Source organism: Dyadobacter sp. CY323 (assembly GCF_021390245.1).
Taxonomy (GTDB): domain Bacteria; phylum Bacteroidota; class Bacteroidia; order Cytophagales; family Spirosomataceae; genus Dyadobacter.
Genome location: NZ_JAJUXH010000011.1, coordinates 13434 through 25743, shown reverse-complemented (window position 1 = coordinate 25743; position 12310 = coordinate 13434). Strand labels below are relative to the sequence as shown.

Below are 12310 nucleotides of genomic sequence, written 5' to 3'. Positions count from 1 at the left end.
CTTTAAACAGAACTTTAAGATTTTCACCTCAATCTTTTGACGTAGACTATTGCAGTTGGTAACGGTATCAAGTCAACAAAAAACAAAAAACTCCCGAGGCGTACCCCGGGAGCTTTGCTTGAACCTTAAAAGTGACTATTTCACAGTCAAAACTCTTTCTGTTTTTTGTTCCGAAACCTGGAACGATTTGGTTTGGATCTCGCTTCCGCTGATCACATCCAATTTATATTGACCGGCCTCCATTTGGTCCATGTTCAAAGAGCGACCGAATTTTTGGTTGTCTTTGCTGATTGTTTCGCGGTATACAACGTCTCCGTTTGCGTTTTTCAATAATAGAACGGTGTTGTTATCAGCGTCGGCCTTGTTAACCAGAACATTGATTTTACCACTTTTTGTTGGGTAGATGCCAGTTCCAAATTTGGAAGCTTTAGCTTCTTTGTCTTCTGCGTTGGCAGCGAAAGTAGAGGCGATAAATGCTAATGCGAATGCGAAAGTTTTAATTGAAGTTTTCATGGCTATTTTATTTTTATGGCTGTTGTTTATTTTCTTTTTGTCTCTGAGGACATGACAAAGGTGACAGAAATGCCGGTACTATGTATTACAAAGTACAGGAATGGGAGATTTAAGTAAATGAATGGTTGATATCTTTCATGAGCAATTAAACGGTTTGTGAATTTTGACTCAATGATGAGGTAAACCGGAAGGATGTTGCTTACATAAATGTTAACAAGTGTTAAAAAAAACGGCTCACTGTTTTGCAGGAGCCGTTTTTACAATTAGTATATCTTTAAAAGGAACTATTCTTTCTCCACATAATTCATGTCCTTGGTGAAAGTTTCTTCCAGAAAATAAAGTGCAAGAAGCGCAACCGCACTTGTAGCAACTCCAATTACGAGCCCGCTTTGGATCACGCCCAGGTCTGGTTTAAAATTCACAAACAATGCGGCCAGTGGAATGGTCGCTCCACGTACAAAATTCGGAACAGTGGTGGCGACAGTAGCACGCAGGTTGGTTCCGAAAAGCTCCGCGGCAATTGTGATGAATAATGTCCAGTAACCGTTGCAGAAACCAAGTAATGCACACATTAAGTAGAAGGTAAATAAATCGAGCGTCGGGATCATCAGATAACCGATCATCATGGCCAATGAAAGGATGATAAACAACCCGATCACGCGCTTTCTGCTTTTAAGATACTGACTCAACAATCCACTGAAAATATCACCAAACACTTGTCCGGAGAATGCGAGCATCACCGCCTTACCTGCATTAATTCCCTCAATTCCTTTTGCTGCGCCAAATTCAGGTGAGAACGTGATCAGGATACCGACTACAAACCAGATAGGCAACCCAACCAGAATCGCCATCATGTATTTTCCAAAACGTTTTCCATTCGTCAGGATCATCATGACATTCCCACGGTCGACCGTTCTTTCTTTCACCTGCTTGAACATACCGGATTCGAAAACGTTGAATCTCAAAACCAGCAGTAGCAAGCCCATTCCACCACCAACAAAATAGGAGATTCTCCATGCAAACAGATCGGCTACAAAATAGGCGAGAATTGCACCGAGCACGCCCAATGTCGCCACCAACGTGGTACCGTAGCCACGTATTTCTTTGGGAAGAACCTCGGTTACCAATGTAATTCCGGCACCAAGTTCACCAGCCAGACCAACTCCTGCCACAAACCGAAGCAACGCATATTGATCCAGCGACTGCACGAATCCGTTTCCGATATTGGCAAGGGAATACATAATGATGGAGCCAAAAAGAACAGAGAGCCGTCCTTTTTTATCCGCAATAACCCCCCACAAAACACCACCAATCAGCATTCCTGCCATTTGATAGTTCAGCAGTCGGATTCCTTCAGTCAGTAATTGGTCCTCCGGAACATTCAGCGCTTTTAAACTTGGAACGCGAACAACACTAAACAAAAAGAGGTCGTACATGTCGACCAGATAACCCAATGCAGCTACGATAACGGGTACCTGCATTAATTGTGGGAGTAAGGAAGGGCGGGTAGTAGGGTTTAGGGACATTTCTGTTTGATGCTTTTAGCTATTAGCGGTTAGCCTTTAGCTTCGTTTGACAAAATTTCTAAATCTCGATTAAGCATTTTAAAAAGCTAACAGCTAATCGCTAACGGCCAACAGCTCAATTACAATCTATCAATCAACATCCCGCCATCCACGCCGATCACCTGGCCGGTGGAGTAGGGGAAGTCACCTCTTGTGAGTGATGCTACTGCTTTTCCAACGTCTTCGGGTGTACCCCAGCGAGGTTGTAATGCGATTCCGCTTTGGAAAAGGTTATCGTATTTCTCCTGTACTTTGGAAGTCATATCCGTTGCAATAATACCGGGACGAATCTCGAAAACTGGGATATTGAATTCCGCCATACGTACAGCAAAAAGCAGGTTGGTCATAGCCAGACCTGATTTTGAAATGCAATATTCACCCCGGTTTATGGATGCGACCGTTGCCGAAATGGAGGTGACAAAAATGATGGTGGCCTCGAATGCATGGTTATTTTGCTTTGCATGAGCCATTCTTTTTGCAATGGCCTGCGTCAGGAAAAATGGTCCTTCCAGGTTAGTTTGCATTACTTCCTGAAAATTTTCCGGGGTTGTTTCCAAAATATCCAGCCTTTCCCGGGGAGCAATTCCTGCATTATTGACCAAAATATTGATTTGTCCAAAAACTGAATATGCCTTTTCGACAATTGCTTCTCGATCAGCCGCATTAGCAATGCTGCCCTGACAATAAACGACTTCTGTGCCCAGTTCCCGAAGTTCGTTCAGGGCTTCCGTAGCGCCTTCTTCGTCACGCACTCCGTTGATCGCGAGATTATACCCTTCGTTTGCTAATGCTTTTGCTATTCCAAAACCGATACCGCGGCTTCCGCCTGTAATTAACGCTGTTTTTTTCATAATTCGGATGGACAAAGACTTCCTAAGTCTTTAAGACGGGGGCGCCTAGACCTGGGAAGTCTTTCTGCTATTTACAACTCCTCAATATTAACCCATTGTCTTTTTTCCCAGCTTTCAATTCCTTTTTCAGCCAATTGAACACCTCTTGCACCTGCCTTCAAATCCCATGGAAATGGCTCGTCTTTTACAATGTGTTTCAGGAATAATTCCCACTGCGCTTTGAATGCATTGTCGAAAATCTCCTGCTCAGGTACCTTTGCCCAACCTTCAAAAAATGGAATTGGTTGTGGAATATCCGGGTTCCAGACTGGCTTCGGTGTATTTCCGTAATGCTGCGTGTAGCAATCGCGAAGTCCGGCAACTGCAGAACCATGGGTACCATCCACTTGCAATGTAAGCAAATCATCGCGGCGGACACGAACCGTCCAGGAAGAGTTGAACTGTGCGATCACATCACCTTCCAGCTCAAATGTCGCGTAACAAGCGTCGTCGGCAGTTGCTACATAAGGTTTGCCATTTTCATCGATCCGCTCCGGAATGTGCGTGGCACCCAGGCAGGAAACCGCTTTTACTTTTCCAAACAAATTGTCGAGCACATATCTCCAGTGGCAAAGCATATCCACGATAATACCACCGTCGTCTTCTTTTCTGTAATTCCATGACGGACGCTGCGCTGGAATGCTATGACCTTCAAACACCCAGTAACCAAATTCTCCACGAACAGAAAGGATTTTTCCGAAAAAGCCATTTTCCATTAAACGCTTTAATTTCAGCATTCCCGGCAGCCAGAGTTTGTCTTGAACCACACCGTTCTTCAGTCCGGCAGCAGTGGCCAGTTCATAAAGTTCCAATGCTTCCTCGGTAGTAGTACCCGTTGGTTTTTCACAATAAATGTGTTTTCCGGCGAGGATCGCTTTTTTCACAGCGGCGGCACGGCGACCCGTCACCTGTGCATCAAAATAGATCTGGTAATGCGGGTCCGACATCACAGAGTCCAGGTCGGTTGTATATTTTTCAACACCAGACTGTTTACAAAGCTGTTGCAACTTGCTTTCATTGCGACCTACCAGAATGGGATCAGGCATTATGATTTCGTCGGCCGAAATTTTTACACCGCCTTGCGTGATGATGGCCGCGATGGATCTCAATAAATGCTGGTTCGTTCCCATACGGCCGGTTACGCCGTTCATAATAATACCGATGGTATGTGTTGTCATTGTTTTAGCTGTTAGCTTTTAGCGGTTAGCGGTTAGTTTAATTTTTAAGTAGTTGTCATGAAGCTGCGCTTCTTGACGATTATTCTCAGGCCTCCGGCCGGTTGGTACATTATACGGTCCTCAAAAAAGCCTCTGTAATCTCCCCCAGAAACAAATTCTGATCTTTTGCCCAATGGATATTTGAAAAAATCTCGACTTCACAAAAGCCATTAAAACCCGTCGCTTCGACCCAGCCTCTGATTTTCTTCAAATCAATGCATCCTTCTCCCATTAATCCGCGGTCATTCAGCAGGTCGATGGTATTTACTTTCCAGTCGCAAACATGGTAGGCCAGCAGATTGCTATTCGCCCCGCACCTTGCGATTTCTTTTTCCAGATCACCATCCCACCACAAATGATAAACATCTACCGCCACGCCCACGAATGGAGATTTGAAATGCTCAGCCATATCATTTGCCTGTGCCAGTGTATTAATTGCTGACCTGTCGGCAGCATACATTGGGTGCAAAGGTTCGATCGCGAGCTTTACATTTAATTTTTCGGCCAAAGGAAGAATGGCTGTAATGCCTTCTTTAATCTGTTCCCGGGATTTTTCCATGGATTGATCCGGTGAAGCCCCGCAAACCAGGACGATCATGGGAGCACCCAAAGCTGCGGCTTCTTCGAGTAGCTTCTTGTTATGATCGATCGCCTGCGCCCGGCCGGCACTGCTGGTATGCGGGAAAAAGCCGCCTCGTACGTATGAGACAATTTCAAGCCCGGCAGACCGGATCAGTTCTCCGGCGCGATGAGGGCCGATCTTTTCAGTAGCATTCTGCCAGACACTTATTCCCTTTACACCTGCCGCCGCATAATTCTCCACCGCCTCGGAAAGCTCCCAGGGCTTCGTGGTAATGGTATGAATGCAGCAACGGTCTAATGTTATATTTTCCAATGTCAATTAGATTTTGAGAATGGTCATTTGTGGTCAGTGGTAGTCATTTGTGGTCACTTGTGGTCATTTATAGTCATTAAGTCATTTATAGTATGATCATTATAAACTTCCAGATTCATCTTAAACAACAAATGACTTAATGACTAATAATGACTAATAATGACTTAATGACTTAATGACTAATAATGACTAAAAACACTCATTTCTTCACCGCACCTAAATAGCTATAATAAGGCAATCCCTTATTGATCCGGTGGAGATACAAGGCAACTTCTCTCGCGTGGTAATCACCCCACATACTGGATTCGCCGCACGGAATTTGCTGACCACCAGGCACGTTATCCCAGCCGTTTGGACGGTGATAGATCGAATGCAATATCAATCCCTGGTGCGTTGGGTCAGTTGAGAGATAAGGTTCAGCAAAAAGTGAATCCACTGCGGTTAAGCCGGCCTGCCAGTATTTGTTACCTTCTTCACTCTTGCCATTGTCATTCAAATACTTACCAAGACGTAATAAACCCTGCGCGCCGATTGCAGCTGCGGAGCTGTCGATTGGTTCAAATGCGTTAAAGGGATCCGAAGTTCTGGATTGGTAATCGCCGAGTTTATGGATTTCGGGCGCGCCTGTATCCCAGTAGGGAATTCCGTCGGAGGCAGTATTGTCAATGTAAAAATCGCAGGTAGCTTTTGCGGCTTTCAGGTAAATTTCTTCAATGGCGTTGCGGCCACCGAACGGAGCTAATTCTTCGTCTGAAAAATGGGGTAATGTTTCCAATTGTTCCGCAAAACCCACCATTGCCCAGGCGAGTCCGCGCGTCCAGGTTGTGAAACCTGAGAAACCCTGCTGTGAATTCGGGCAACGGTAATTTCCGTCATTGGTATTAAAAACGCTTTCATGCGCCGTGCGTCCCCATACATCGTAGCTATCGCGACCTTCGCCATAATAGACTGAGTATTTAGCAGTTGCAACCGAATGCAATGTTCCGCGTTCGAGCAGGCTTGTTTTTACATCGTTTTCGCCCATTAAACCATGTCCCATCAAATGCGAAACCATTAATGCACGAACCGAGCGGATCGTATCCACAAAAAGAGAATGCGGGCCATTAAATGAATGGATAAAACCCTGACCATCTTTGGCGTTCGTCCAGCGTTTCGCCTGAACTGCTCCGGATATTTTTAATGCGATTTCATAAAAGTTGCGTTCCCATTCGTTTTCAGCAATGCGACCTTCATTCATCAATCGGAGCAAATTCCCGTAGGTACTCACGTTATTGAAACCATGGTCATGCACACCAAAATGGCCCACATGTGAAGCCATGTAATTGACGGTATTTTTTCTCGCACTTTCCAGAAATGCTTCTTCACCGGTGGCGTCGAATTGTAAAACTTCGGCACCATATTGGAAACCTTGCGTCCATTCAGTCCAGCCACGAAGCGTGTATTTTCCATTTACGGTAAAAACCGGCGTACCTTTTGAATTGTCGTATTCTCTGGAAATCAGGTCAATTTTTTCGGCTGAAACTTGCCAGAGCCGGTCAATTTTAGACTGTAATGATTCGGCGGTTAAGTCGTTGCGAATTTGCATAACGAATAAGATAGTATTATTTAGCCATTTAAATTTTGGATAATACAAAGATATTCCCGCACACCAACCTGATCAAGGTACATTTTGGTCATTAAATGGCACTTTTCCGAACTTGATCGCGGTATTCATTGGGGGTAAGTCCGGTTTTCTTTTTAAAAATCCGGGAGAAGTACGAGGGATCGTCCATGTGAATATGATATGCCACTTCCTTGCTGGTGAGATTTGTGAAAACCAAAAGTCTTTTGGCTTCCAGTAACAACTTGTCGAGAATATATTCCTGCGCGGAAGTTCCCAGATGTTTTTTTATGATCTTGCTCAAATAGTCCGGAGAGACAGAAAGGGCCTGCGCATATTGCTGCACGCCATGCATAACCAGAAAGTTCTTTTCTACAAGCTCCTGAAAACGACCAATCAGTTCCGGTACTCCTGTTGAGGCAAACTCATTGGATTCGATATTTTTTTGAGATAATAATGCGCATTTCTGTAACAATAATCCCAGGTAAGCTCCAATCAAATTCTGATCCGTTCCCGTGTTGAGATGGTCCTCGACCATGTTTTCGAGGATGTTATGAAAATAATGTTTTTCGTTGCCGGAAAGTGTAATAATGGGTTGTCTCCGGGCTGGCTGGAAAAAAGGTAACTGCGAGAGTGGCTGATTGACAGGGTTATAGAACGTGTAAAAATCCTCCGAAAAGGCAACAATATACCCTTGAAAAGATGTCGAAAATGTAAGTAAATGGACCTGCCCGGGTGTCAGAAAATGTAGCCCCGGTCCTTGAACTGCATATGAATGAAAGTCGATTTCGTGAAAACCCTGGCCTTCTTCAACAAACAGGATCTCATAATATGTGTGCCGGTGCGGGGTGTCTGTCGGTAACGGTGTAATCGGAAGAGAAACAGGGTCTTCGATATTAATTCCAATGCTGTTTTTGAAGCGGAATATCTTTAAAGCCGGAACCTTGCTCGGTGTTTTGGGCAGGGAATGTATGGGAATTGCATCAGGTACGGAAATCATGAACTACTCTTTTTCCTTTTCACTACTCTTTTTAAAAAGCCAGAAAACCGCGAAACCTACCAGTTTTTTTAATCCGGCTGTGACATTTATTAAATTTACATTGTTGGTGATGAAAGCAGTCCCAAAAATAATTCAGTTAAATCTCAGCAAGTGAATCAAGAGACCAAGAGCGGCCAGATTTTCGATCTCCCCACACTCAGACGTTTATATGCATTCGTTAAACCGTATCAGAGTCAGTTTTTTCTGCTGATCGCGATCATCATGCTAAATGCGTTACTAGCCCCGCTGACGCCACTTTTGATCAAATATACCATTGATACACCCATTGCGAACGGTGACTTCGGGCAATTGACGATTATGCTGGTAGTGATGATTGTGGTCACTATTTTTCAGGGAGTTGCGCAGTTCTGGAATACCTATATGTCTGGCTGGCTTGGACAGTATATCATTCGCGATATACGGGTTGCACTTTATGAAAAAATCATTGGGTTGAGGCTGAAATTCTTTGACAATACACCAATCGGACGCTTGGTAACCCGTACTATTTCAGATGTGGAAACGCTATCCAACGTGTTCAGTGACGGTATGGCGGCAATTGCGGGGGACATTCTGCAACTGATCCTGATCATCGCGGTGATGTTTTATACCGATTGGAAACTCTCGCTCATTAGCTTGTCGATGATCCCGTTCATGCTTTTTTGTACTTATATTTTTAAGGAAAAAATCAAAGATTCATTTAACGAGGTACGGGCTGCTGTTTCAAACCTGAATTCCTTTGTTCAGGAGCATTTGACCGGGATGGGTATTGTTCAGATTTTTAGTAGTGAAGATATTGAATATGAGAAATTTAAAGAAATCAATAAAGTCCACCGGAATGCAAATATTCGTTCCATTCTTTACTATTCGATCTACTACCCCGTGGCGGATGTAATTGCGGCAGCAGGAACAGGATTAGTGGTCTGGTATGGTTCGAAACAAATATTGAATGCGGATGTGACATTTGGTACCGTTACTGCATTTGTGATGTTTATCAACTTATTTTTCAGGCCGATCCGTCAGCTCGCCGACCGTTTCAATACGCTGCAGATGGGTATCGTAAGTACCGACCGGATTTTGAAATTGCTGGACAGCGACGAGTATACATCCAATGAAGGCACATTTGCCCCCGAAACGATTAAAGGTAATGTCGAATTCAAGCATGTTTGGTTCGCATACAATGAGGAAGAGTACGTGTTGCGCGACATTAATTTCAGTGTGAAAGAGGGTGAGACGATTGCATTCGTAGGTGCCACCGGAGCTGGTAAATCGTCCATTATCAATTTGTTGACACGGTTTTACGACATCAATAAAGGTAATATCTATGTAGATGGCGTAGAGGTACATGATTACGAACTGAATGCATTGCGGAAACACATTGGTGTTGTTTTACAGGATGTTTTTCTGTTTTCCGATACCATTGAAAATAACATCCGGCTCGGTGATTTTTCTATCACACATGAAAAAATAGTGGAAGCGGCGAAACTTGTGGGTGTACATGATTTTATCGAAAGGCTGCCAGGTGGATACAGTTACAATGTAATGGAGCGCGGCGCCACGCTTTCGGTTGGGCAAAGACAACTAATATCGTTTGTGCGGGCTATGGTTCACGAACCAAAGATTATCGTGCTGGATGAGGCAACCTCGTCGGTTGACAGTGAAACGGAAGAACTGATCCAACACGCCATCGAAACCTTAATGAAGGGGCGGACAGCTATAGTCATTGCGCACCGCCTTTCAACAATTCAGGAGGCCGACAAGATTATTGTCGTTGATAAAGGACAGATCGTGGAGGAAGGAAACCACGAGAAATTGCTGGAAAAAGAAGGAGTTTATGCGAACCTGTATCGCATGCAGTATAAGGAAGTTTTGAAGATTGGTTTGTAAAGGCTTACCACGTCTGGGCGACCCCGTTTTCGAACGGAGACTTACCAGGTTTTTAAAACCTGGTAAGTCTTTATCAATTCCGTCTGCCGGTATCCAGCGGGATCGGTGGCGGGCCGATTAAGAAGTCATCTTCCGCATTTCCTTTTACAGGTGTACTATCACCATCAATCCCCAGCGAATCGCTTGAACTTGGGGCATATAATGTCGGGCAATTGTATGTTTTCGAGATTTTGAAGCTTGCTTTTGGAAAAGGTCCGGGCTCGTAGCCAATCGCTTTATCTCTATAAACCTTCTCCAGAAAGCTGCCGACAATCGGCAATGCGGTTTTGGCGCCTTCGCCCAGGTTGGTTGTCCGGAAGTGGATACTGCGGTCGTCGCCACCTACCCAAGCTCCCACTACGAGGTCACGCGTGATGCACATAAACCAGCCGTCGGAGTTATTGGATGTGGTACCTGTTTTACCGCCGAGCTCATTTCCGTTTCGGGTAACGTCAAACTTCCAGCGAATGCTGCCGGATGTTCCCCCAGGTTCTTCCACTCCGGCTTTAAGCATTTGCACCATTAAGAAGGCCGATTCTGGACGAATTGCCTGTCTGTGCTCCGGTTGGAATTCTTCAATGACCTTCGAGTTACTGTCTTCGATCCTCGTCACGAGTATGGGCTGAGTATAAGTGCCATTGTTTACGAAAACGCTGTATGCTGCAACCATGTCATAAAGAGATACGTCGAATGGTCCTAATCCAATGGAAGGCAAGCCTTTGAGTGGTGTGGTAATGCCCATTTTCTTGGCATAACGAGCTACATTATCCGCACCCACGCGGTCGGTAAGTTCAGCCGTAACCGAGTTGATAGACTGCGCCAACGCCCGGCGCAGCGTCATGCTTGCATAAGAAAACGTACCGGTTGCATTTCGCGGTCGCCATTCTTTCTGCTCGCCGTCTTCCATGTATATTTTTTCAAAAGGCTTGTCTACAACCTCGTCGCACGGAGTCATATTGAACGTGGAATCGTCAATGGCAGTCGTGTAAACGAAGGATTTAAATGTGGATCCAGGCTGTCTTTTACCTTGTTTTACTGCATCGTATTTGAAGTAGTTATAGTCCAAACCACCCACCCAGGCTTTAATCTGGCCGGTTTGCGGGTTCATCGCCATCATACCCGCTCTCAGGATTCTTTTGTAATAATCCAGCGAATCCATTGAACTCCAGTACTTCGTCATTTCCCCGCTATTCTTCCAGTCGTAGACGGTCATCGAATCCTTCTTGTTCAGGTAATAGTTGATACTATCGGGATTGTTTGGGAATTTGTTGGCCAGTGCTCTGTATTTGCTGGTTCGTTTTACGACCGTCGGCAGGAAGTCCGTTATTTCTTTTCCCTGCTCATCTACCCAGGGATTCTGATTACGCCAGTGATCTTCAAACACACGTTGTAATTGTTTCATCTTCTGGGTCATAGCTTCTTCCGCTTTTTCCTGCATCCGCGAATCAATGGTCGTATATATTTTCAAACCATCAGTATACAGGTCATAACCGTTTTCATCGCCCCATTTTTTTACAAAATCAACCACTGCATTTTTAAAGTAGTTGGCATTGCCATCGTATGGTGTTTCGAATTTTGTTTTCAATTCAATCGGCAGGGCGCTGATCGAATCCGCTTGTTTCGCGGACAAGTACCCGTATTTCTGCATTTGCCCGATAACCACATTCCGCCGTTCCGTTGAACGCTTTATGTTGCGGATCGGATTATAGGTTGTAGTTGCTTTTTGCAAACCCACGAGTACGGCGGATTCCTGAAGATTCAGACTGTCAGGCGATTTGCTGAAATAAGATTGCGCCGCTGTATTGATCCCATACGTATTATTACCATAATCAACAGTGTTGAAGTACATGGTAAGGATTTCCTCCTTCGTGAAGTTCCTTTCCAGTTTGATGGCGGTCAGCCATTCTTTGGTTTTATAGATTAGAATACTGAACCCGGGAATATAGCTCAGCAAGCCGCGCGCACCCGATTTTCTGGTTTTAAAAAGCTTTTTAGCCAACTGTTGCGTAATCGTACTGCCACCTCCACGATCGGTTGCGCCGGTAGCAATACCTATTGCTACGCTAGCCATGGCCTTGTAATCAATCCCAGAATGTTTATAGAAACGAACATCTTCGGTCGCAATCAATGCTTTTACAAGGTTCGGGGAGATCATTTTATAAGTAACCGGCGTACGGTTTTCTGTATAAAATTTCCCGATCATGACGCCGTCTGAGGTATAGATTTCAGACGATTGCGCAACTTTCGGATTTTGAAGATCTTCTACGCTCGGCATGCTGCCCATTAACCATAGAAAATTGGTTTCAACACTAAAAATATACAGGGCGATCGCCAGAAAACCATAGATTGCTGTTTTCCAGAGAATGATGATAGGTCGGTAAAATCTGGAATTGACGTCGATTTTTTCTTCCCACCACTCACGAAGTGATTTTTTGTTATTTCGGTAGGATTGGAACAGATGATCGGCCCGTTTTTTTCCGGTAAATAAGGAAGTTAGCGTGTAAGCAATGCGGTTGATGAATGTTGACAGCTGTCTCCCAATGAATTGGAAAAAGGCTTTTATTTTAGTAAAAAACGATCGGATAACTTCCATCAAACGTCAAGGTTCGTAAGAATTCAAAGATAAGAAAAGCCGGACAAATCTGTTGATGTCCGGCTTTTCGGTAAT

At 44.5% G+C, this 12310-nt stretch carries 9 protein-coding genes; 1 reads left to right on the top strand and 8 read right to left on the bottom strand.

Annotated elements, in window-relative coordinates; translation table 11 throughout:
- Window positions 1-135: 135 nt before the first annotated feature.
- The 7 genes from LZG72_RS16840 to LZG72_RS16810 all read right to left on the bottom strand — a co-directional run bounded on the left by LZG72_RS16840 (window position 136) and on the right by LZG72_RS16810 (window position 7680).
- Window positions 136-513 (bottom strand): hypothetical protein, encoded by a 378-nt coding sequence (locus LZG72_RS16840; RefSeq protein ID WP_233875167.1) that lies wholly within the window; start codon window positions 511-513, stop codon window positions 136-138.
- Between the two features lie 284 nt (window positions 514-797).
- Window positions 798-2039, bottom strand: a complete 1242-nt coding sequence (locus tag LZG72_RS16835; RefSeq protein WP_233875163.1) for an MFS transporter — start codon at window positions 2037-2039, stop codon at window positions 798-800.
- Between the two features lie 119 nt (window positions 2040-2158).
- Complete coding sequence (locus LZG72_RS16830; RefSeq protein WP_233875160.1) at window positions 2159-2929, bottom strand: 3-ketoacyl-ACP reductase; 771 nt, start codon at window positions 2927-2929, stop codon at window positions 2159-2161.
- Between the two features lie 71 nt (window positions 2930-3000).
- The gene (locus LZG72_RS16825) at window positions 3001-4146 is read right to left on the bottom strand and encodes a Gfo/Idh/MocA family protein (protein WP_233875156.1); all 1146 of its coding nucleotides are present in this window, start codon (window positions 4144-4146) and stop codon (window positions 3001-3003) included.
- A gap of 109 nt (window positions 4147-4255) precedes the next feature.
- The gene (locus LZG72_RS16820) at window positions 4256-5080 is read right to left on the bottom strand and encodes a sugar phosphate isomerase/epimerase (RefSeq protein WP_233875153.1); all 825 of its coding nucleotides are present in this window, start codon (window positions 5078-5080) and stop codon (window positions 4256-4258) included.
- A gap of 199 nt (window positions 5081-5279) precedes the next feature.
- Window positions 5280-6665: a glycosyl hydrolase gene (locus LZG72_RS16815; RefSeq protein WP_233875151.1), complete on the bottom strand. Its 1386-nt coding sequence runs from the start codon at window positions 6663-6665 to the stop codon at window positions 5280-5282.
- 91 nt (window positions 6666-6756) lie between these two features.
- Window positions 6757-7680, bottom strand: a complete 924-nt coding sequence (locus tag LZG72_RS16810; RefSeq protein WP_233875150.1) for an AraC family transcriptional regulator — start codon at window positions 7678-7680, stop codon at window positions 6757-6759.
- A gap of 150 nt (window positions 7681-7830) precedes the next feature.
- Between LZG72_RS16810 and LZG72_RS16805 the strand changes: the two genes are divergently transcribed.
- A complete protein-coding gene (locus LZG72_RS16805) occupies window positions 7831-9603 on the top strand; it encodes an ABC transporter ATP-binding protein (protein WP_233875148.1) in 1773 nt (590 codons plus the stop codon).
- A 73-nt stretch (window positions 9604-9676) separates the two neighbouring features.
- On the opposite strand, the gene LZG72_RS16800 is transcribed toward LZG72_RS16805, so the two are convergent.
- Window positions 9677-12235 (bottom strand): penicillin-binding protein 1A, encoded by a 2559-nt coding sequence (locus LZG72_RS16800; RefSeq protein ID WP_233875143.1) that lies wholly within the window; start codon window positions 12233-12235, stop codon window positions 9677-9679.
- Window positions 12236-12310: the final 75 nt, after the last annotated feature.

Coding starts and splice junctions, on each gene's coding strand:
- LZG72_RS16815 (WP_233875151.1), bottom strand. CDS start 6,665: ATGCAAATTCGCAACGACTTAACCGCCGAATCATTACAGTCTAAAATT.
- LZG72_RS16840 (WP_233875167.1), bottom strand. CDS start 513: ATGAAAACTTCAATTAAAACTTTCGCATTCGCATTAGCATTTATCGCC.
- LZG72_RS16825 (WP_233875156.1), bottom strand. CDS start 4,146: ATGACAACACATACCATCGGTATTATTATGAACGGCGTAACCGGCCGT.
- LZG72_RS16830 (WP_233875160.1), bottom strand. CDS start 2,929: ATGAAAAAAACAGCGTTAATTACAGGCGGAAGCCGCGGTATCGGTTTT.
- LZG72_RS16810 (WP_233875150.1), bottom strand. CDS start 7,680: ATGATTTCCGTACCTGATGCAATTCCCATACATTCCCTGCCCAAAACA.
- LZG72_RS16835 (WP_233875163.1), bottom strand. CDS start 2,039: ATGTCCCTAAACCCTACTACCCGCCCTTCCTTACTCCCACAATTAATG.
- LZG72_RS16800 (WP_233875143.1), bottom strand. CDS start 12,235: ATGGAAGTTATCCGATCGTTTTTTACTAAAATAAAAGCCTTTTTCCAA.